Annotated in this window: 21 protein-coding genes; 12 read left to right on the top strand and 9 right to left on the bottom strand. The window is 37.4% G+C overall.

The window, feature by feature from the left end; translation table 11 throughout:
* Nucleotides 1-112: 112 nt before the first annotated feature.
* On the bottom strand, nt 113-313 hold the full coding sequence (locus tag GX497_09790) for a cold-shock protein (protein ID HHY73499.1): 201 nt from the start codon (nt 311-313) through the stop codon (nt 113-115).
* A gap of 220 nt (nt 314-533) precedes the next feature.
* On the opposite strand from GX497_09790, the gene GX497_09785 reads away from it, so the two are divergent.
* Entirely contained in the window at nt 534-2,840 is a 2,307-nt protein-coding gene (locus GX497_09785; protein HHY73498.1) for an S-layer homology domain-containing protein, read from the top strand.
* Nucleotides 2,841-2,908: 68 nt separating this feature from the next.
* On the opposite strand, the gene GX497_09780 is transcribed toward GX497_09785, so the two are convergent.
* Nucleotides 2,909-4,324: a LysM peptidoglycan-binding domain-containing protein gene (locus GX497_09780; GenBank protein HHY73497.1), complete on the bottom strand. Its 1,416-nt coding sequence runs from the start codon at nt 4,322-4,324 to the stop codon at nt 2,909-2,911.
* Nucleotides 4,325-4,488: 164 nt separating this feature from the next.
* Between GX497_09780 and GX497_09775 the strand changes: the two genes are divergently transcribed.
* Nucleotides 4,489-6,639, top strand: a complete 2,151-nt coding sequence (locus GX497_09775) for a type IA DNA topoisomerase (protein HHY73496.1) — start codon at nt 4,489-4,491, stop codon at nt 6,637-6,639.
* Between the two features lie 35 nt (nt 6,640-6,674).
* Here GX497_09775 and asnB read toward each other — a convergent pair whose 3' ends face one another.
* The 4 genes from asnB to GX497_09755 all read right to left on the bottom strand — a co-directional run bounded on the left by asnB (nt 6,675) and on the right by GX497_09755 (nt 10,521).
* Nucleotides 6,675-8,576, bottom strand: coding sequence for an asparagine synthase (glutamine-hydrolyzing) (gene asnB / locus GX497_09770; GenBank protein HHY73495.1), 1,902 nt, complete (start codon nt 8,574-8,576; stop codon nt 6,675-6,677).
* 335 nt (nt 8,577-8,911) lie between these two features.
* Complete coding sequence (locus GX497_09765) at nt 8,912-9,118, bottom strand: CDGSH iron-sulfur domain-containing protein (GenBank protein ID HHY73494.1); 207 nt, start codon at nt 9,116-9,118, stop codon at nt 8,912-8,914.
* 105 nt (nt 9,119-9,223) lie between these two features.
* Complete coding sequence (locus GX497_09760; GenBank protein ID HHY73493.1) at nt 9,224-9,859, bottom strand: hypothetical protein; 636 nt, start codon at nt 9,857-9,859, stop codon at nt 9,224-9,226.
* 200 nt (nt 9,860-10,059) lie between these two features.
* Nucleotides 10,060-10,521: a hypothetical protein gene (locus tag GX497_09755; protein HHY73492.1), complete on the bottom strand. Its 462-nt coding sequence runs from the start codon at nt 10,519-10,521 to the stop codon at nt 10,060-10,062.
* A gap of 186 nt (nt 10,522-10,707) precedes the next feature.
* On the opposite strand from GX497_09755, the gene GX497_09750 reads away from it, so the two are divergent.
* The 3 genes from GX497_09750 to rraA all read left to right on the top strand — a co-directional run bounded on the left by GX497_09750 (nt 10,708) and on the right by rraA (nt 13,778).
* Nucleotides 10,708-11,433 (top strand): nucleotidyltransferase family protein, encoded by a 726-nt coding sequence (locus GX497_09750; protein HHY73491.1) that lies wholly within the window; start codon nt 10,708-10,710, stop codon nt 11,431-11,433.
* 136 nt (nt 11,434-11,569) lie between these two features.
* Complete coding sequence (locus tag GX497_09745; protein HHY73490.1) at nt 11,570-13,006, top strand: NAD(P)/FAD-dependent oxidoreductase; 1,437 nt, start codon at nt 11,570-11,572, stop codon at nt 13,004-13,006.
* A gap of 274 nt (nt 13,007-13,280) precedes the next feature.
* Nucleotides 13,281-13,778, top strand: coding sequence for a ribonuclease E activity regulator RraA (gene rraA, locus GX497_09740; GenBank protein HHY73489.1), 498 nt, complete (start codon nt 13,281-13,283; stop codon nt 13,776-13,778).
* Nucleotides 13,779-14,100: 322 nt separating this feature from the next.
* Here rraA and metA read toward each other — a convergent pair whose 3' ends face one another.
* Complete coding sequence (gene metA, locus GX497_09735) at nt 14,101-15,009, bottom strand: homoserine O-succinyltransferase (protein ID HHY73488.1); 909 nt, start codon at nt 15,007-15,009, stop codon at nt 14,101-14,103.
* Between the two features lie 130 nt (nt 15,010-15,139).
* Between metA and GX497_09730 the strand changes: the two genes are divergently transcribed.
* Together GX497_09730 and GX497_09725 are read left to right on the top strand one after the other, a co-directional pair.
* The gene (locus GX497_09730; protein ID HHY73487.1) at nt 15,140-15,664 is read left to right on the top strand and encodes a hypothetical protein; all 525 of its coding nucleotides are present in this window, start codon (nt 15,140-15,142) and stop codon (nt 15,662-15,664) included.
* Nucleotides 15,665-15,709: 45 nt separating this feature from the next.
* Nucleotides 15,710-17,020, top strand: coding sequence for a DEAD/DEAH box helicase (locus tag GX497_09725; protein HHY73486.1), 1,311 nt, complete (start codon nt 15,710-15,712; stop codon nt 17,018-17,020).
* Between the two features lie 34 nt (nt 17,021-17,054).
* On the opposite strand, the gene GX497_09720 is transcribed toward GX497_09725, so the two are convergent.
* Entirely contained in the window at nt 17,055-17,291 is a 237-nt protein-coding gene (locus GX497_09720) for a hypothetical protein (GenBank protein ID HHY73485.1), read from the bottom strand.
* 242 nt (nt 17,292-17,533) lie between these two features.
* Here GX497_09720 and GX497_09715 point away from each other — a divergent pair, with 242 nt between their 5' ends.
* The 3 genes from GX497_09715 to GX497_09705 are packed head-to-tail and all read left to right on the top strand — an operon-like array spanning nt 17,534 to nt 20,358.
* Complete coding sequence (locus GX497_09715; protein ID HHY73484.1) at nt 17,534-18,190, top strand: HD domain-containing protein; 657 nt, start codon at nt 17,534-17,536, stop codon at nt 18,188-18,190.
* Nucleotides 18,187-20,097: an ABC-F family ATP-binding cassette domain-containing protein gene (locus tag GX497_09710; GenBank protein ID HHY73483.1), complete on the top strand. Its 1,911-nt coding sequence runs from the start codon at nt 18,187-18,189 to the stop codon at nt 20,095-20,097. The genes GX497_09715 and GX497_09710 overlap by 4 nt, the downstream gene beginning before the upstream one ends.
* A gap of 33 nt (nt 20,098-20,130) precedes the next feature.
* Nucleotides 20,131-20,358 (top strand): group-specific protein, encoded by a 228-nt coding sequence (locus GX497_09705; GenBank protein ID HHY73482.1) that lies wholly within the window; start codon nt 20,131-20,133, stop codon nt 20,356-20,358.
* Nucleotides 20,359-20,436: 78 nt separating this feature from the next.
* Here the strand turns inward: GX497_09705 and GX497_09700 are convergent, their stop codons facing one another.
* The gene (locus GX497_09700; GenBank protein ID HHY73481.1) at nt 20,437-21,156 is read right to left on the bottom strand and encodes a hypothetical protein; all 720 of its coding nucleotides are present in this window, start codon (nt 21,154-21,156) and stop codon (nt 20,437-20,439) included.
* 175 nt (nt 21,157-21,331) lie between these two features.
* On the opposite strand from GX497_09700, the gene GX497_09695 reads away from it, so the two are divergent.
* Nucleotides 21,332-22,108, top strand: coding sequence for a class I SAM-dependent methyltransferase (locus GX497_09695; GenBank protein HHY73480.1), 777 nt, complete (start codon nt 21,332-21,334; stop codon nt 22,106-22,108).
* Between the two features lie 94 nt (nt 22,109-22,202).
* Nucleotides 22,203-22,349, top strand: coding sequence for a YuzL family protein (locus GX497_09690; protein HHY73479.1), 147 nt, complete (start codon nt 22,203-22,205; stop codon nt 22,347-22,349).
* Nucleotides 22,350-22,550: the final 201 nt, after the last annotated feature.

Genomic DNA, 22,550 nt, shown 5'->3' with positions numbered 1-22,550 from the left:
TCATTTAATTCTAATATTGCCCGATCGAACTCGGTCACAATCAACACAGAAAAAGACTACCCGAAGAGCAGCCTTTTCATTTATAAGTTATTCATTATGAATAAGTTTCAAATTATTGTTTTACTACGTTAGCAGCTTGAGGACCACGAGCACCTTCAACGATTTCGAAAGTTACTTCTTGACCTTCTTCCAAAGTTTTGAAACCATCTGATTGGATTGCTGAGAAGTGAACGAATACATCGTCTCCACCTTCAACCTCAATGAATCCGAATCCTTTTTCTGCATTAAACCATTTTACTTTACCGTTTTGCATATTTATAATCCTCCTAAAAATCCTGCACGAAAGTGCTCGAAAATATATATCAACTACAATTAGTAAGCTGATTAGTATTACTATAGCATTTACTACTAAAGAAAACAAGACAATAAAAAAATATTTAATTTTTTTGAATTTATTTCTTTTGAATGAAACTTTCCCCACTTGAATACGTCTAAATAGTATGAAGGTAAAACTTGTCTAGGGAGTGAACGTTATGAAGAAAAAAGCAATCGCATTTAGCTGTATGTTAATTTTACCACAAATTGCAGCCGCACCTTTTGCCAGTGCTGAAGTAAGAACAATGGATTATAGCGCTGGGGTAGTAGCTGCTGAGGCTATAAAAGAGAAACCTCAACAAAATGATGCTGAGGTCACAGCAAAGATTTCCAAGGATAAAGCAATTGAAATTGCCAAAGATTTCGTAAAAGTTCCAAACGATTATACACAGCAATCAGTCATGTATCAGGGCAACTGGTATCCGGGTAACCGCACAATTTGGAATATTAATTGGAATCGGCAAACCGAGCAGGGGTTTGGAAATATTTCGGTAACTGTTGATGCTGAGAACGGTACAGTTCTTTCGATGTATCGCTGGGAGGATACATATGGCAAGCCAGCAACATATCCTCCAAAATATAATTGGGAAAGTGCGAAAAAGATTGCCGAACAATTTTTGCAAGAAAAAGTGCCGCAAAAAGCTAGTTTAGTAAAGCTAGATACTACTAATCTTGCTAATCAAAGACCACCTTTACAAGGAGATGCAAGCTACTATTATTCTTTTTTACGTGTTGAAAATGACATTCCATTCCAAGAACAATACATTTCTGTTACTGTAAATGGCAATGGTGAGGTCGCTAGCTACGACTATCGCTGGGATGATAATATCAACATTCCTGCTACTTCCGGAATGATCTCGCAAAAAGAAGCTGAGAAAAAAATAAAAGACGGCATGCAAATTCAACTAAAATATCAAACAATTTATAATTATTTTTTGCCGCAATCTGAGCAAAAGCCAACTGTAAAGCTAGCATATGACAGTCGTTTTAATTATCCGTTTATTGATGCCAAAACTGGACAATGGCTTGATTACAGTGGAAAGCCAATCGACATGAAAACTCTTCCAGTAAAGCTTGAACCGCTTTCAACTGAAAAGCCAAGCCAAACAACATCTGTAAACAAAGACATCACACAGGAACAAGCAGTCGAAATTGCGAAAAAACAATTTAACATCCCAGCCAATGCTGTGTTGGAAAATGTCTTTTTTAATGATGCTGATCAGTATCAAAAATTTCCAGTTTGGAGTTTAAGTTGGCGACTTGGTGAACAACCAATGACTTATATAAGCGTTTCTATTGATGGTCATACTGGACAAATTACTAATTATTACAAAGAGGATCCTAGCAGGTATCAGCCATACGTTGAAAACCAAACAATTAAACAAGTTGTCAACTATGAACAAGCACTTGAAAAAGCGAAGGAAGCTTTGAAAACATTTGCACCTAATCAGCTTGGCGAATTAACATTTGACCCTGTAAGAAATCCAAAGCCGGAAAACCCAGGGAAAATGAGAGAGTTTTACTTCACGTTCCATCGCCTTGTTGACGGAATTATTGTCGAAGATCAGTTTGTGAATATAACAATCGGCACAGAAACAGGGGAGATATATCAATATTATCAAACTTGGGATCCACAAAGTAACTTTCCGAGCGCAAGCAATGTAGTATCAGTAGAAAAAGGCAGGGAAGTTTACTTAGATAATTTCACGATTGTTCCTAAGTATTTATATATCGAAAATATTGATTATAATATGCCAAGGCCTACTTCCTCAAAGCCTGAAGTAAAGCTCGTTTATCACTTTGCAATGAAACCACAGAATCAAGCTGTTTATCTCGATGCAACGAAGGGTAAGTGGGTATTGATTGAAACTGGCGAGCCAATCCGCGGGAACATTGAGGCAAAAGATATAAAAGGTCATGCAAATGAACAAGCACTCCAGCTATTGATTGACTATAATGCAATTGATGTTGATGATGCTGGACTTGTAAAGCCAGATGAGGAAATCACAAGGGGCGAAATGGTAAAAATGCTCATGCTTGTGACAAACCCAGACCCATATTACTATAAAATGAATTATATGGGCGGTGCTAGAGCAGCAACTTTCAAAGATGTAGCAAGCAACTCGCCGTATTTTGCCTATGTTGAATCAGCTGTCCAGCAAGGCTTCATTGATAAAACACAAGGGGAGTTTAAACCAAATGAAGCTGTTACTCGCGAAGAATTAGCGGAAATGATTACAAAAGCGATGAGGTTAGATAAGCTTGCCCAAGTACCAGATTTATTTAATGTTAATTTCCTTGATGCTGATAAAATAAACAAAAAAGGCACAGCAGCGATTGTCCACCATTTAGGCATAATGCCTGCAGCAAACAGCAATTTTGAGCCAGCGAAAAAAGTAACACGTGGGGCTGGAGCACAAGCCTTTTATCAATTCTTACAAGAACGCGGGAAATATAACCGTTAAAATTTGTAGTGGGTCTCCATTAAAAAAAGCTGCTAAACTTGGATTTTACTAGTTTAGCAGCTTCCTAATCATATCAATTTCTTTATATTAAAATTATCCTCCAATAGCGCCCAGTTTTGTGGGTAAGAATATCCTAACGCCCAATAACTGACACCACGAAGCTTAAATTCTTTCACTAAATCAAACTTCGCTTGGGCACTACGAGCATCTTCAAACCAAACTTCATGCTGCCTACCTTGTTCATCCCAATAACGGAAAAACGGTGATTGGGTCCTTTCATCGTATTGGATGGTTGCCCCATGTGTGACAGCAAGCCTTACCGCTTCCTGTACACCAAATGTTCTTGCTGATTGTCCTTTTACATGTGGAAGCACCCAATCACGGGCATAAATTTGGAAGCCTAAGAAAATTTTTTCCGGCGGCATCACTGAAACGGCGTATTCGATGACACGTCTCATTTGATTAATCGGTGAGATTGCTTGCGGCGGTCCTAGTCGATAACCCCATTCATAAGTCATCAGTACAACAAAATCGGCAATTCTTCCATGGGCCTCATAATCATGTGCGGTATATAAAAGCCCTGTTTGCGCACCGCTAGTTTTTGGAGCAAGGGCACTTGAGACAAAATATCCTTTTGGATGGAGGCGATTAACAGCGAGCTGCATAAAGCGATTATAATTTTCACGATCTGCAGGTAAGACATTTTCAAAATCAACATTCAAGCCGCGGTACCCTTTTTCATCCATGATTTTAAGAGCATTAGTCAGAACTTTTTCGCTTAATTCTCGGTTAGCCAAAATCGTGTTTGCCAAATTGGACCCAAGTGATGTTGACGTGAAGTTTGTAATTGCCATCATTGGCACGACCCGTTGAGAGTAGGAAGCGGAGATTGCTAAGCGGTCGGGAAATGGCTCCAATGTTCCGTCCTCTTTAATCATATAAGCAAATGGACTTAAATACGTAAGGTGACGGCCTACTTCATTAATCGACCTAGCCGCAGCCTCTTCACTTCCTTGATACGTATAAGCATTCACTTCGATTGTTGTTTTTCGTCTCGGAATGATTAAGCGCGTCCCAACATAAATGAGATTAGGATTTTGAATTTGATTTTCGCGGATAATGGCTTGCGTCGTCATACCATAGCGGCTTGCAATTTGTGAGAGTGTTTCCCCAGATTGAACAATATGAATGCGAGGTGGGATGATTAATTTTGTTCCCAGATAAAGAAGATTAGGATTTGTTAGTTGGTTAGCTTGGATAATTGAATCAATCGTTACCCCGTATCGATTGGCAATCGACCATAATGTTTCACCAGATGTAACAACATGCATTGAACTAGCTGTTGGAATGACTAGTGATTGGCCAATGACCAACTGATTGGGAAATTGCAGTTCATTTATTTGGACAATTGCATTTGTATTGACGTTGTAACGACTAGCAATTTGCCAGAGCGTTTCCCCGCTTTTTACAACATGGATAATCAAGACAATCTCTCCTAACATTTTTCAACATATTCACTATTTGTACTATATGCATAATAGGCAATTCTGTATTTTGTCTACTTATTTTAAAAAATTCATGTTGACTTAAGAATGTAAACATTGTTCAAATATGTTATTTTATAATAGGAAAGGAGTTTTACTTTATTATGGCTGTTAAATTAATTTTAACTGAGAAACCATCGGTTGCGAGAAACATTGCTGATGCGCTGAAAATAAAAGGGAAACAAGACGGATTTTATGAGGGCAATGGCTATTGTATAACATGGGCATTTGGCCACCTTTTACAGCTCTATGATGCAAAGGATTATGAGCCTTCGATGAAAAGCTGGAGGATGGAGAAATTTCCATTTATTCCGGAAAGGTTCCGCTACAAAGTCAAATCCAGTCCGAAAAATCGCGACTATAAGGATGCTGGCGCTGAAAAGCAGCTAAAAACGATTTATCGCTTATGCAAACGCACTGATGTAGATACGATTATTTCTGCCTGTGACTATGACCGTGAAGGGCAAATTATCGGTGATACGATTATCTACAATTTAAAGGTGAACAAACCTATTTATAGACTTTTACTAAATGAGTGGACACCATATGAAGTGCTAAAAGGTTTACAGTCTCTTAAACGAAATGAAGAACTAAGACCGCTTCAAGATGCCGGAATTAGCAGGCAATGGGCTGATTGGGTTATCGGGATTAATCTTACATCAGTTGCCACATTAAAATATCAAAAAGGAAAGGGACAAGCTTTAAATATTGGGCGGGTATTACTGCCGACTTTGAAAATTATTTATGACCGCGATGAAGAAATTAAAAATTTTGTACCTGAGAGCTATTGCAAATTAACTGCAACATTCCGTACCGCGAATAATGAATACTATGAAGCAGTTTATCATGAGGATAAAGAAGATAAATTTAAAGATGCTAACCACCTTCAGTTGATCCAACAAGCATTAGATGGAAAAAAGGGCAAGATTCTTGATAAACAAGTAGAGCGAAAAAAAGAGTATTCCCCTTATTTGTTTAATCTTTCAAACCTCCAAGGGACAATCACAAGTAAATTCAAAGGTTGGACATCAGATAAAGTATTAAAGATTGCCCAAAGCTTATACGAGAAAAAATTTATTACATATCCACGGACTGCTAGTGTTGTGTTGGAGGAAAGTCTAGTTGAGAGGGCAGCAAAAGTATTAGAAGGGTTAAAGGAGGACCATCCGTTTAAAGACGAAATTGCATTTTCAAAGCTAAAGCGGGTGTTTGACAATTCAAAGGTCGAAAGCCATAGTGCGATTATTCCAACGTATTTGAAACCGAAGTCGCTTACAAGCGATGAAGAAATCGTTTATAATGCGATTAAAAATCGTTTCATTGCCCAATTTATGCCGATTGCGGAATATGAGGAAACGAAATTTGTAACGAAAGTTGAAGGTATTCCTGGCTTATTTCATTCCCAAGGGAAAGTGCAGCTAGTGGAAGGATGGAAAAAAATTGAACAAATTGAATCAAAGGATACGATTTTGCCGTTAGTTGAAATAAATGAAATCGTTGATATTGAAAAGCATGAACTTACCTCACATATGACGAAACCCCCGAAGCATCATACCGAAAAAACATTGCTCCGCGTGATGGAAACGTGTGGAAAAAGCTACAAAGGGGAAGACAGTGAGGAAATGCTTGTTGCGATTTTAAGCGGTTTTAGTATTGGCACTCCAGCAACAAGGGCGGAAACGATAAAAAAGCTGAAGGATGTTGGTTATATTACAACACAAAATAAAAACCTTGTCTGCACCGAGCTTGGAAGAAAATTAGTAGAAACATTCCCAATTAAAGCTTTATTTGACCTTGAATTTACGGGACGCTTAGAAAAGACACTTGCCGATATCGAGAAACAAAAATATAGCAAGGAAGCTTTTCTTAAGGTTATTTTTGATTTTACAGTAGATGCCGTTTCCAAAATAAAGATTGACCAAGAAATTACAATCCATGAAGTGGCATCAGAGAAAATAGTAGTAGAACCATTGGGAAAATGTCCGCTTTGTAGCCATGCTGTTATTGAAGGCAAAAAAGGGTTTGGCTGCAGCAACTGGAAAAGTGGCTGTAAATTTGTTATTTGGAAAAATGATAAGTTATTAGCATCGCTGAAAAAGAAGCCAACGAAAACAATGGTGAAAATGCTCCTGAAAAATGGGGTTGTCCATGTAAAAGGACTCACAAGCAAAAATGGCAATAAATTTGATGCTAATTTGCGTTATGTAAAAAATCCCCAAAATGAGTATTTTAGTTGGAAAATGGAGTTTAATTAGTGGAGAAAAACAGAGCGTTTTCTCCACTTACTTTATTAAAGAGCTACTTGTTTTTCTTTTTGATTCATAAATTCAGTTTGTCCAAAATCATAAACATTTTCAATAAATACCTGATGCCAAATCATGAAAACAAGGATTGTCCATATTTTGCGGCTGTTATCTTTCTTATTCGTAACATGCTGTTCTAGTAATTTTAGTACTTCTTGTTTATGAAATAAATAATCCGTAGCACTGGAATGAATTAAATGAACGGCCCAATCATAGATTTCATCTTTTAACCAATGGCGGAGCGGAACAGGAAAGCCTAATTTTTTTCTGTTCAATACATGGTCAGGCACAATTCCCTCAGCTGCTTTTCGTAATATATATTTTGTTGTGTTATTGTTAATTTTTTGGCTAGAATGAATGTTGGCTGCTACTTTGAAAACCTCTTGATCTAAAAAAGGCACTCGTAGCTCAAGCGAATGAGCCATTGCCATTTTATCTGCCTTTAAGAGTATATCTCCTCGCAGCCAAGTAAGGATATCAATATGCTGCATTTTCGTTACAGCGTCATAACCTTCAGACTCTCTATAAATTTGTTGCGTAATCGTTTTATAGTTTACATGTGGGTTATAATGTGTATAAAGCAATGCTTTTTCATCTTCTTCAAATATTTTTGCATTTCCGATATATCGTTCCTCTAAAGGTGTAATTCCGCGCTCAATAAAGCTTTTTCCTTTCACACCATCTGGTAGGCTGTGACTTAGGATTTTCAACAAATGTTTAATAGATTTAGGAATATAACGAAACATTCGAAGTGAGTGAGGTTCCCTGTAAATATTATAACCACCGAATAGTTCATCGGCACCTTCGCCAGATAATACAACCTTTACATGCTTGCTAGCTTCTCGAGCTACAAAATATAAAGGCACCGCAGCGGGATCTGCAAGCGGATTATCCATATGCCAAATAATTTTTGGAAGCTCCTCTAGGTATTCATCGGGGGTTATGGTGCAACTAATATTTTCTAGACCTAAAGCGGCTGCTGTCTCTTCGGCAATATTTACTTCGCTAAAGCCATTTCTCACAAACCCAATAGAAAAAGTTTTTAATTGAGGATTTATTTGTTTTGCTAGTGATACGATAAAGGAAGAATCAATGCCACCTGATAAAAACGAACCGACTGGAACATCACTGCGCATATGCACATTTACAGAGTCCATAAGAACATCACGTATTTCTTTTACAAGCTGTGACTCAGATGTAATTACAGGCTGGAATTTTGGCTTCCAATAATTGATGATTTTTATTGGCTGTTTTGGTTTTTTTACAAAATAATGCCCTGGTGTTAGTTTTTTTATTTCACTAGTTAATGTGTCTGGTTCAGGAACATATTGGAAGCTAAAATAATGCTGTAGCGAATCTTCATGTAAAGAGCCTTCAGTAGCTAATAAAATACTTTTTTTCTCAGATGCAAAGTATATTGCATCACTTTTTTCTGAGTAGAAGAACGGTTTTATACCGAAATGATCTCTAGCTCCGAATAATTGCTGTTCCATTTTATCCCAAATAACGAAAGCAAACATCCCTCTTAATTTTTTGACAGCTTGTTCCTTCAAATCTGAATATAATGCAACGATTACTTCGGTGTCGGATTGTGTTGAAAATTGATAGCCTCTCTGGATTAATTCCTCACGTAGTTCAATATAGTTATAAATCTCGCCATTGAAGATAATCCAATAGCGTTCATTTTCATAGGAGAAAGGCTGGTTACCACTCTCTAACTCTATAATGCTTAATCTTCTAAAGCCAAAATTAATATATTCATCAAAATAATACCCCTCCGAATCAGGTCCACGATGGGTTATTATTGTATTCATCATCTTAATTTTGTTTTTCATTTTTTCATTTGTTTTTTGGGCTTCATCATACATACAACCAACAAACCCGCACATGAAAAGTCACCTGCCTTGTAATTAATTATAACAACAAAACTAATAATACTACATCATTTTAAGTAGAGGTACCTTTTATTTGAAAATGTAAAAATAATGAAAGTTATTAGCAAAAAGCAAACTATTATGGTTTCATTAAGATGAATTGATTTATTATACTAAGGAAGATTCTTGAAAGATTGAAAGAAGGGAAAATAGGGGTAATGATCCGAAAGGCAGCTGAATAGACAATGATTGTTCTTGGAATTTTGGATAGGATTACTTATTAGTTTAAAAAGTGGGGCATCCGAATAAGTAGATGCTCCACTAATGTTATACTTATTGATCAATTATTCTCATTTTGCCCTAGGGGCACTATTAAATGTGATTTTTTTATGTGCACCATCACAAAATGGTTTTTTCTCGGAAGCTCCACAACGACACAGTGAGAAAGTTGGTCCAACCCCGAATTTTCCACCATTTCCATCAACTAATTCGACATTTCCATTTATACGGATTGAACCGTTATCATTAATCTTTATAATAACTTTTCCGTTTTCCAAATCCTCACATCCTTTTTGGCGTACTATTTAACTTATATTCAATAAAGGATGAATGATTACATAAAAACCTCTTTTTCTCTGGAATATGTAGATTGTACGAGCTGATTACTGCTCATCATGCCAAACGATTTCATTTACTATGATGTCAGACCGTGGTCCGAATCCATCGGCATAATCTTCAGGGAAATAATAATATAATGCGTAGTCTTTGTTATCATGTTTGAAAATAGCGGCCCGGCCAATCATCCCCGCTTTTTCTAAAGAAAATTCCTTTTGAGAAAAATCAAAAGCTTGTGTTTCTTGTGTTTCAAGCTTGAATCCACGATCAGATAAATCCTTTATCATTTCTTCTTCCGTTTGGTCGGTGATTTTTAAGGTTGCATTTTCGTTTTTAGTTCCTCCAAAGTTTGTGTAAATATTAAATACCTTTGGATTGGATTCAACAATCATGTCATCTGGGACATAAGTAGAAAGGCCTAGCTCTTTATGATGATATAGCTTTACTACTTTGTTCTCAGGCATCCCTTCTATTATCATTTCCACCGTCTTTTGTTCTTCTAACAAGGGCAAAGCTTGTTCATCATTATCTTTTTTATCTTCATTTTTATCGTTATTATCTTTATCCGTTTCCGCTGTCTTTTCATTCTGTTTGTCATCTTTATTTTTATCGTCATTATTATTACAACCCATTAAATTAACAACTAAACCTATCAAAAGGATAAAATAAATCAGTTTTTTCATAGCATGCTCTCGCTCCTTGTTATTTTTCTTTTACAACTCAAATGAATAGTCGTATGTAAATAGAAAATGTTTCACCTTTTTGAAAACATTATCCTTTTTAGGCATTTTGCCAATTTTTTATACACATATTCCGTCAACTTTACAAAGAAAAAGGCCATCTTAAAAAGGATAGTTCCCTTTTAGACAGCCATTCGCTTATGTTAATATTTCGCTTCTTTATTGCGGAGTGCAAACATAATAAAGGCACTAGCAAGTCCTGCAGTAATAACATTGATAATCGTTAATACTACTGCACTTTCTGAATATTTTTCGAACAGCCAATAATAGACAACTAACCAGAATATCCCTAACAAAATTGATACAAGGTTTCCCACTACGGGAATGATATTAATAACTAGTGCTCCAAGACAAAGAATTAAAAGTTTGATGCCACCACTTTTGCCAATTGTAAACCACTTCAGCTTTTCGTCAATTAGTTCACCAATAATATAGGCGTTCCCAATTGGAATAAAGGCTAACCATTCATTGCTGATATTCGCTCGCTTAGCCATTGTATACAAGCCAATTGCACCAAAAATGTATGGTATAAATAGTAAAATTAGTATGAGAAAAAGGGTACCAAAGCTATACGCTAGCAAACTAGCAACCTCATAATCAGTCATTTTACACCCTCCTTATGATTGAAATGTAACATAATGAATCTCTATATTATAGATAGTTTACCTTAAAATATGATAATGAAGTCACCTATTTTTTAATAATTTACGGAATAATATTTGAATTCTTTCATAAATATGGTAACTAGAGGTGAAAAAATATTGTTGTAATAAATTCGTGAAGGCGTGATTATGATGAAAGGGGTTATTATTGCTGGAGGAAGAGGAAATCGGCTGCGCCCGTTAACAAATCATTTGCCAAAACCAATGATTCCAATTTTAGACAAACCTGTGATGGAATACTGTATACAGCATTTAAAGAAGCATGGTATTACAGAAATTGCAGTGACAGTACAATATTTATCTAGAAAAATAATGGAATACTTTGGTGATGGGCATGAATTTGGGGTAAAGCTAACTTATTTCGAGGAACGTAAACCTTTAGGAACGGCAGGTAGTATTAAAAATACAGAGGCATTTTTTGACGGAACTTTCGTTGTTATGTATGGTGATGTTATTTCGGATTTTGATTTAACAAAAGGAATTGAATATCATCAATCGAAAGAATCTCTTGTAACTATTTTTATGACAACAGTGCAAAATCCATTGGATTATGGAATTATTAAAACGGACGAAACAGGCAAAGTAACCCGATTTTTAGAAAAGCCTTCACGGCTAGACGTTTTCACAAACCAGATTAGTACTGGTATTTTTGTTATGGAACCGACTATTTTACATTATATAAAAAAAGGAGTAACCGTTGACTTTAGTTTAGATATCTTTCCTATGCTTTTAAAAAACGGCTGCTCATTATTCGGATTTAAAACGACAGGCTATTGGTCAGATGTAGGTAATATAGCAAAATATGAGAAGACCGTTCATGACTTAATAGATGGAAATATAAGAATATCAGGATAAATTGTAATAACTTATTCTTTTAAAAAGACGAACATTATTGTTGTCTGTTATAATAATGTTCGTCTTTTTGAATTGACGTCATTTTGATATTTTGATATATTATTTAAGAATTGTAAGAAATGACGGAGGGATTTTGATGCAAAACAATTTTGATGTAATCGTTGTTGGGGCAGGGCCTGCGGGAATTTTTGCTTGTTATGAACTTACTTTAAAAATGCCAAATGCAAACGTTTTATTAATAGATAAAGGCCATGATATTTATAGCAGACGCTGCCCAATATTAGAAAAAAAGACTCAGTTATGCCCACCGGCAGCTGGCAGAAAGGATTATGCCGGTTGTTTACCAGCTTGCTCGATTACGAACGGTTTTGGCGGTGCGGGTGCTTATTCCGATGGAAAATTCAACATTACTAGTGAGTTTGGTGGCTGGATGACCGATTATTTACCACCATCAGAAGTAGTCGATTTAATAAAGTATGTCGATGAAATTAATTTAAGCCATGGTGCCACAGAGTCAATTACAGACCCATTGACACCTGAAGTAAAGGAAATTGAACGCCGCGGCTATGCTGCTGGTTTAAAGCTTTTAAGGGCGCAAGTACGCCACTTAGGGACAGAGCAAAACCTTGAAATTTTGCAAAGAATATATGAATACTTAAAAGATAAGATTGAGATGCGCTTTAAGTCAGAAGTTGAGGATATTGTAACGGAGAAAACTAGCGACGGCTATGAAGTAACTGGTATTGAGCTAAAAGACGGCAACGTTTTACATGCGAAAAAAGTAGTCATCGTTCCAGGTCGTGATGGCTCAGCATGGTTGACGAAAATTTTGAAAAAGCGTCGTGTGACAATGTTCAATAATCAGGTTGATATCGGTGTCCGCGTTGAAACAACTGATATTGTGATGGAGGAAATTAACACACATTTATACGAAGGAAAGTTTGTTTTTAATACTTCTGTTGGGACTACAGTGAGGACGTTTTGCAGCAATCCTTCGGGGCATGTTGTTGTTGAAAATCATACAGGGATTATGTTAGCAAATGGACATGCCTATAAAGATCCAAAACGGGGTAGCCGAAATACGAACTTTGCCTTGTTAGTCTCTCATAAATTCTCTGAGCCATTTAATAAGCCGACCGAATATGCACATGAAGTGTCAACTCTAGCAAATCAACTGTCAGGGGGCGGCATTATCGTTCAGAAATACGGTGATATTTTAAAGGGGCGCCGTTCTACAGAAAAACGGATTAAGGAAGGATTTATTGAGCCAACGCTGAAAGAAGCGGTTCCAGGGGATTTAGGTTTAGTGTTGCCATATAATACGATGAAAAGTTTAATTGAGATGACAGAAGCATTGAATTATGTAACGCCGGGGATAGCTTCTGAACATACTTTATTCTATGGTGTTGAAGCGAAATTTTACTCCGCAAGACCAAATTTAAATGACAAGTTTGAGTCAGAGATTTCAGGATTGTACTTAGGGGGCGATGGTGCAGGTATAACACGCGGCCTTGCTCAAGCAAGCGCCTGTGGTGTATGGCTCGCTAGGGATATTGTAGAAAAGATTAATTAAAGGTAGGAAAATATAAAATTTTGATCCAGTGACCGAAACTAGCAAAAAAGAAGAAGAGCGGTCACTAGAAAGTGTCACTAGTGCCCGAGAACAGCGAAAAAGATGGAGCACGGTCACTAGAAAGCGGTACTAGTGACCGAAACTAGCAAAAATAAGTAAACACGGTCACTAGAGCAACGCAATAAGAATCTACACAAAAATACTATTAACACAAAATTCAAAATGGTAGTATAATTATGTAGAATAAAAATAGTAAAAAATGGGGGGCTTATAGTTGACAGTAGTTCAAACATTAAAAACAGCAGATTTATGTGATCAATATTCTGATAGCATTTCAATCTGCCAACTAGAGTTTAAATCTTATGGTGGAAAAAAACAGTTTTCAGGACCGATTTCAACGGTTGAAGTTTTTGAAGACAATGTGTTAGTCAAGGAGATGCTACAGACGATTCCGGAGGGCAATGTTCTTGTTGTGAATGGGGGCGGTTCTAAAAACTGCGCATTAGTAGGGGATATTCTAGCTTCGATTGCAGTGGATCGCAAATTAGGTGGAATTATCGTTAATGGCCCAATTCGCGATAGCGGTGAAATTGGCCAAATGGATATCGGTGTGTTCGCGATTGGAACAATGCCATTAAAGAGTAAAAAAGAAGGAAAAGGAAAAACAAACGCTCAAACTAAATTTGGTGGAGTGACATGGACACCAGGCGAATATGTGTATGCAGATGAAGATGGTGTCATCGTATCACCAACACCTCTAACATTACCATAAAAATAAAAGGCAAACGAAAAGCAAACGAGACTGCTCTTGTAGCGGCTTGTTTGCTTTTTTTTTGTAAATAGATAGATTCCATCAGCTGATTATTACAACTGGAAAAATTTATTATAATTAATAAAAGGGGAGATTTCAGTGCGAGAATTAGTAGGAGTATGCCAAGAATGTAAAAAAGAAATTTATTGCGAAAACGGCTTTTTAAATGGGATTGTTGAGGCTAACGGGGAATTAAAATGTTTTGGCTGTGATGAAAAAAAGGAGAAATAATAAAAATCAGTGCAAATTATTGCACTGATTTTTAATAAAAAAGATGGTCAGTTCACTCCCAAATATAAGGGGTTTCTTGGTACACGTAATAATTTAGCCAATTTGTATAGAACAAATGGGCGTGTGCACGCCACGTATTCAGCGGCTCCGCATTTGGGTTATCGTTCGGAAAATAATTAACAGGTACGTCAATATCCGCGCCTTTGTTGATATCACGAACATATTCGTCCTTTAGTGTTGTAGCCTCATATTCTGGATGCCCAGTAAGAAAAATTTGTTTGCGATCTTTAGAGGCAACAAGGCAAACACCTGCTTCGTTAGAATAAGATAGGATTTCAAGATTTGGCTCTTTATCGATATCCTCTTTTTTAACATCTGTATGACGTGAATGTGGAACAAGATACACTTCATCAAAGCCGCGCAGGATTCTTGAATTCTTAACTAATACATTATGCTTAAAGATGCCAAACATCTTTTTATCTAATTCGTATTTTGGAATGCCAAAATGATAATAAAGCCCTGCTTGCGCACCCCAGCATATATGGAGTGTTGATGTTACATTTGTTTTTGTCCATTCCATTATCATTTTTAATTCATCCCAGTAATTGACATCTTCAAACTCTAAAAGCTCAATTGGCGCCCCTGTAATAATCATGCCGTCGAATTTGCGCCCCTTTATTTCATCAAAGGTGCGATAGAAATTTTCTAAATGCTCTGGCCTTGTATTTTTAGATTGATGCGTTTGTGGATGCATTAGAGTAATATTCACTTGTAATGGTGAGTTACCAAGTACTCTAAGAAGCTGTGTTTCAGTTTTTTCTTTTTCAGGCATCAAATTTAAGATTACTATATTTAGAGGACGAATATCTTGTTGATATGCACGTTCCTCATCCATTACAAATATATTTTCACTTTCAAGTATTTCTTTAGCTGGTAAATCCTTAGGTATGTTAATCGGCACTTTTCGTCACTTCCTTTTATATCTGATTCATTTATTATAAGAACATTAGAAAAATTGTTCAATCAAAAAGTTCGAAAGATGGCAGTATTTTGTTAAAATAGACTAGAGAAACTCGAAAGGAAGGTATCAAATGTTTGATCCGACCATTTTTGACAATTTAAAGGTTGTCGCTGAAGGGGCAGTTTATGATCTTGATCTCCAAGGTGAAATTGTAATCATGAATCGTACTGACCAAATTGATCTCGCTACACTGTCTAGATATTATGCTATAACTTTTAGGGCAATCAATCAAGCGGAAGACTCTGTACATGGTGAACTTCGAATCTATGCAGGTGTCGATGACTTAGCGGCAGAAATTTTGGAAAAGGCTGACGAATCGATTGGCTGCTATATTGAAGTCGTTTTTTCTACATCCATAGATCAGCTTGAGGAAGATTGTGAGGCGATTTGGCATGTCCTGTTGGAAATTTGGGGGAATCGACCAACGGTCACGCAAAAAGTATCATTTGATTATGTGCCCGGTCAAGCCGCTCGGTTGGTTGATACAATCATTTTGAAATTCGCGCGAAAAATTGGCGAGGCTCAAGCTGACGATTTGCCAGTTATCGTCGATTATATGGTTCAATCGATTGACCGTTTGAATGAAATACTATAAAATGCATTTTTACTCACTAAACTTACTATACGAGGAGCAATTAAGATGGAATTTCTAACTAAAGCAAAGCCGTTCATTAAAGAAGCGTGGCAAAAGGCTGGATTTGACAAACCGACAGCTATACAGGAAAAGGCTATTCCAACTATTTTGGAAGGCATAGATATGGTTGCAGAATCACCAACAGGTACTGGGAAAACATTGGCGTATTTGTTGCCAATTTTACATAATATTGACCCAAATAGTAAAGAAATTCAAGCGGTTATTTTATCACCGACAAGAGAATTAGCGATGCAAATCCATCAAGTTGTTCAAACCTTTACAATGAATAGTGGCATCGTTAGCGGCGCTTTTATTGGCGGTGTTGAGTTAAAGCGGCAAATCGAGCGCTTGAAAAAAAATCCAATGATTATTGTCGGCACGCCGGGGAGAATTAACGAATTAATTGATAAGAAAAAAATGAAGATGCATAAAGTAAAAACAATCGTTGTTGATGAAGTTGACCAAATGATATCGCAGCGCTTGACCCATGATGTGAAAATGGTTATTCAATCAACATTGCGAGAGCGGCAAGTGCTATTTTTTTCGGCAACGATTTCTGATGAAGTTCAGGAGTTTGCGAAAAAAGTGATGAATGAGCCGAAGTTCATTCAAATTGAACGAGAAAAAAATAATGCTGTTGAGCATATTTATTTTGTAAGCGACCGCCGTGATAAAGTGGAGGTCTTACGCAGGATTTATCGAATGGATGAAACGATGAAGGCGCTTATTTTTATTAATGATTCCTTTCATATAGATCAATTGGCAGCGAAATTTAAATATAAAAAAATCCCAATTGGTGTTTTGCATAGTGATGCAAGCAAAAAGGAACGAGCTAGTGCCATTCAGCAATTCAGAAGCGGAAAACTGCCGCTTTTATTAGCAACAGATATAGCCGCAAGAGGGATGGACATTCAAGGGCTTACCCATGTTATCCATTTGGACATGCCTGAAAAAATCGAGCAATATATTCACCGCTCCGGCCGGACAGGCCGAATGGGAGCGAAAGGTACCGTTATTTCATTGGTAACGCCAACTGAAGAGAAAACATTGTTGAAATATGGCAAAGAATTAGGCATTGCAATTACGAAAAAAGAATTATATGGTGGGGAAATCGTCGCTGACCGACCAAATCAAAATCAGAAAAAAAGTGATGTTGATGGTAGTCAGACAAGTAATAAGAAAAAGCCTGAGATGGAAAAGCGGCAGGCCAAGGCTGGTGCTTCTGAACCTAGGCGGAATGATGCCGGACGACATAGCCGTTTTGGTGAAGAAAAACGAATGAACAAAAATACGGGTATTCGTGCGAAAAGAAAATAAAAATGATGAACTCGTTTCAGTTATTGAAGCGAGTTCATTTTTTTGTAAGAACATACTGAATCTCAGTTGCTGAAATCATCGTAGCATTCATTATTTTATAACCGATGCTTAAAAACCTTGAAAGAGTTTCTGCGCATGCTATATGAGAAGGTTCGGTAGGTGCTTCAAAACTTGTGCTAATACTAAGAAACTCATTTGTAAATGGATTGCACCTAAGTAAAACGACGTGATGCCCACGCCATGCTGTGCCAATCATAGTGTGCTGATACATTCTGGGCATGAACTCCCTTCAATAATATGGCAATTGGACAATAAAACTTTTTTCTGGACAATAAATGCTGTGCCGCGGACAATAAAATGAATATCTGGACAATAAAACATAATTTGCGGACAATAAATTCCTTTTCTACTAGTATATGAGCAGGATTGGGTAATGGTTGAATGACTTTGCTAAAAAATGATAAGATTCCATTATACATAAGTCTTTTACCATCGTTAAAAGGGGTCAACTTCATGGACAACAAAAATAAATTAATTGAAGCGGCGATATTATTTGTAAAGAAAGAGCTTGAGAACGAGGCAAGCGGCCACGATTGGTGGCATATTGCACGGGTAACGAAAATGGCGAAGCATATCGCGGAAAAAGAGGGTGCCAATGTTTTTATTTGTGAATTAGCGGCCCTGTTGCACGATATTGCTGATGAAAAATTAAATGAAGGCGGCGAGGCGGCAGGTCTCGAAAGAGTAAAACAGTGGCTTCTTTTGCAACAGGCAGACGAAGAAACAATCGAAACAATCATCGAAATTATTGCAACGATGTCCTTTAAAGGTGGAAACCATCCACCGATGCGCACATTAGAGGGAAAGGTTGTTCAAGATGCGGACCGCTTAGATGCGATTGGTGCGATTGGGATTGCAAGAACTTTTGCCTATGCTGGGGCACATGGCGACTTAATTTATGACCCAGCGATACGCCCTCGTGAGAAAATGACAAAAGAAGAATATCGCAGCGAGAAAACAACCGCTGTTAACCATTTTTATGAAAAACTGCTTAAATTGAAAAATCTGATGAACACAAAAACTGCGCAAGAAATGGCAGAAGCCCGTCATCAATTGATGGAGGAATTTTTACAAAAGTTTTACCATGAATGGGAAGGAAATTTAGAATGAATATACTATCAGTTGAAAATCTTTCAAAAAGCTTTGGCGTTAAAACATTATTTAATGACATTTCCTTTAGTATTGCCGAAAAACAACGCATCGGCATTATTGGGGTGAATGGCACTGGAAAATCAACATTATTAAAAATATTGGCATCTCTCGAGCCAGCTGATACAGGGGAAATTATAAAACCAAAGTCTTATACGATTGAATATTTAGCGCAGAACCCGGAATTCGAAGGGAATGGGACGGTTTTAGATGAAATTTTTCATGGAGACACACCACTCATTCGCTTGCTGAAAAAATATGAAGAAGCACTCTTTGCTCTCGAAGCCGACCCACAAAACGAACGGAAGCAGGATGCGATTTTTAAAGTTCAACAAGAAATGGATGCAATGCATGCATGGGATGCGAGCACCCAAGCAAAATCAATTTTGACTAAGCTTGGCATCGAAGACCATTCCCAACATATCAAGGAGCTGTCAGGCGGACAAAAGAAACGAGTAGCGATTGCAAAGAGCCTTATTCAGCCGGCAGACCTCCTAATCCTTGATGAACCGACAAACCACCTTGACATTGAAACAATTGAATGGTTGGAGGACTATATAACCCGCTATCCAGGCTCGATTATGCTTATTACACATGATCGTTACTTTTTGGATCGGGTGACAAATCGGATTTTCGAGCTTGACCAAGGAAATCTGTATAGCTATGAAGGAAATTATTCAACCTTTTTGGAAGCGAAAGCGATACGTGAAGAAATCGAAGCGGCCAATGAGGATAAACGACAAAACCTATTAAGGCGCGAGTTAGCATGGATGCGCCGCGGAGCCAAAGCCCGAACTACGAAGCAAAAAGCGAGAATTCAGCGTTTTGAAGAGCTGCAAAGTCAAGCTGGCTATCAGAAAAAGGATGCTCTTGATATTGCTGTTGGTGGAAGCCGCCTCGGTAAAAAGGTTTTTGAAATTGAAAAGATCTCAAAGCAGTATGAGCAAAAAACAGTTATCCGCGCCTTCTCTTATATTGTGAAACCCTTTGAACGAATTGCCATTGTTGGCCCAAATGGCTCGGGAAAAACGTCGCTATTGAATTTACTCGCTGGAAAAACTCTCCCAGATGAAGGTGTAATCAACGTCGGCCAAACTGTTAAAATTGCCTATTATACGCAAGAAAATGAAGAGATGAACGGGGAGCAGCGCGTCATTGATTATATTAAAGAAACGGCGCAAGTCATTAAAACGATTGACGGCAAGGAAATTACCGCAACCCAAATGCTGGAAAGATTTTTATTTTCTCCGGCGATGCAATACACATATATTAAAAAGCTGTCAGGTGGCGAACGAAGAAGGCTGTATCTTTTAAAAATATTAATGACAGAGCCTAACGTCCTTTTACTAGATGAGCCAACAAATGACCTAGATATTGAAACGTTGACAATATTAGAAGACTATTTAGATGACTTTCCAGGGGTCGTTCTCACCGTTTCCCATGACCGCTATTTTTTAGATAAAACAAGTGATATTTTATTTGTGTTTGAAGGAGAAGGGAATATCCGTATTTATTACGGCTCCTATAGTGAATATTTAGAAGAACAAAAACGTAAACAAGAAGCAATAAAAAAGGAAGAAGCAAAAGAGAAGGCCCAGATTTCCTCATCGATGCAGCCTAAGCCGAAAAAGCTAAAGCTAAGCTACAAAGAGCAAAAAGAATGGGAAGGCATTGAAGATAAAATCTTGCAGTTGGAGGAAGAAATTGCTTGTCTCCAACAAGAAATTGTCAGTGCTGGTGCTGACTTTGCCAAAGTGCAGCCGTTATACGAAAAAGAGCAGGCGTTAACGGTGGAGTTAGAGCAAACAATGGAGCGCTGGGAACAGTTGACAGAGCTTATTGAGCAAATTGAAAAACAAAATGCGTAAATCATAAAAGACTACTTGAAGGGAGTTTTTATAATGGCATGTGATATCAACCACACAAAAGAGGATGTTCTAAAAAAGCTTGAGAGTCAGAAGGAATTTTTGCCAGCGGAACTTTATCCGAAGCTTGAAAGTTTTATACAAACAAATCTACCCCAAGAAACTTTAAATGAAATCTTTCATTTATTAAAAAAATATGATTTGGCTGGGGAAGCGGAGCAACGGGAACGGAATGAAGTATTGAAGACAATGGTTGCTGAATAAAAAGTTCATTATAGATTTATCTTTGTAGTAATCCCCCCACATCAGAAACGAAAAAACTTGTGGGGGGATTTAATATTTTTACTTATATTGTGCAATCCTCTTCGAACCTAAATACCTTTCGCTCCAATAGCTTTGGCTAAGTTTACTAATTGTAACCCCTTTTGAAGTGCCAGAGTGAATAAAACGGCCATCACCGATGTAAATACCGGCATGGGAAGGTCCTGGTTTATACGTTTCAAAAAAAACTAAGTCGCCGATGCTAGGTTTTTCGACCTCAAAACTGGAATTCCAAATTTCTTGAATCGTTCGTGGAATATGAATTCCTTTTTTTGAAAACACATATTTTATAAAACCACTACAATCAAAGCCGTTTGGCGTTGCACCGCCCCACTTATATGGTGAGCCAATTAAATGTAAGGCTTGCCGTATAAACGTTCCGTCAAGCAAATGTCCATCTTTAAGCACTTGAACAGGAATAGTTTCATTAGCAATAAATTCAGATAATGCTTCTAACGTTTTGTTGCCGGCTATACCGTCAACAGAGATTCCAGTATGTAATTGAAAAGTTCGCACAGCGGCTTCGGTTTGATTACCATAGATGCCATCTATGGCATAAGGGTAATATCCCGCTTTTTTTAAGCTTTTTTGTAAGGCGCGTACAGATGAACCGACATGTCCGTGACGTATTGTTGCGTTGTTTTCGGAAGCATCGATGTATTGGTGAGGAATCGAGGCTACAACTGCAACTACAGCTAAGCTTATAAAAAGTTTATGGACTACACTCCATTTTGTATTCAAATCTTTCCCTCCTGAAACGATGCTGACTGATTCATCATGAATTGGACCTCTACATAAATTTATCCAATCATTCGTGATATTATGACAAAAAAGTATAATAAAAGAGAAAGTTGTTTAAATGTGCGTTACAATATGTAGCGTTGAATGTATTTTGAGAACGAGGCGTGATTGTTAGATGATTGTTACAACTGCAGGAAGAGCAAATAATGAAATGATTCAAGTGGCTATGGAATATGCAAACCAATTGCAAATCTCTTTTGTGAATCGAAAAAAATTATCAGTTGAAGAATTGATGGCTAAAGAACAGGATGATGTTTTAGTAGTCGGCAAAAATCGCTTAGATATTTATCCGTTGAGTGATCCGCATGAAGTGATTTTTTTTCATCCAAATTCAGCAATGTTTCGTGTGAAAAGGATTTTAAGAGGAGAGGAAGATCCTTTTATTCTGGCAGCTAAGCTGGAAAAAGGAATGACATTTCTCGATTGCACGCTAGGTCTTGGCTCTGACAGCATTGTTGCAAGTCATGTAGTTGGTGATACAGGACATGTTATCGGTGTTGAAGGCAATCGTTATCTTGCATTTTTGCTGGAACAGGGCTTGAAAACATTGGATAGTGGGAATGAGGAAATGAATATCGCGATGAGACAAATTGAGGTCATCTATAGTGATCATCTTGATTATTTAAAGAGGCAGGAGAATTCCTCATTTGATGTTGTTTATTTGGACCCGATGTTCGATGCGAAAATAGTGGAGTCAGATGGCATAAGGGGATTGAGAACAATCGCCCTTTATTCAGAAATTATTGAAGAAACAATCGAGGAAGCAAAACGGGTTGCCTGTAAAAGAGTCGTATTAAAAGATCATTGGCAGAGCACAAGGTTTGGGACGTTTGGATTTACAGTTTACCGCCGGAAAACAGCAAAATTTCATTTTGGGGTTATTGAAAAATAGATTAGTTTGAGAATTTTCAAGATTAAGTTGGTACTATCTTATTACGCATATTATCACCAAGTATGGAAACCTTACCGTTAGGGGGTGTATGAATATGCCAAGAGAAACAAAAGCTGATCCAACTACAATCGGTCTTGGTTCAGCAGATGTTGAAGGACAAGGGACAACTACAAAAGAGACGGGTAAGTTTAAAAAGGACTCTTCCCGGGGGAAGAAAAGAAAAAAATCAGGAATTTTATAAAAGGGAAGTGTTGCCAATTCTCATGGCAACACTTCCCTTTTTCGTGGAAATCCAGTCCGATTTCGTGGATAAACATCCCAAATTTGTGGAAATCCAGTCTGATTTCGTGGATAAACATCCCAAATTCGTGGATAATCCGCCCAAGTTCGTGGAATCACCACGAGGAAGTAGTGGGAATTGTTTAGCCAATGCTACTTTTTA

This window comes from Bacillus sp. (in: firmicutes), assembly GCA_012842745.1.
Classification (GTDB): domain Bacteria; phylum Bacillota; class Bacilli; order Bacillales; family Bacillaceae_J; genus Schinkia.
This window is presented reverse-complemented; position numbering and strand designations above follow the sequence as displayed.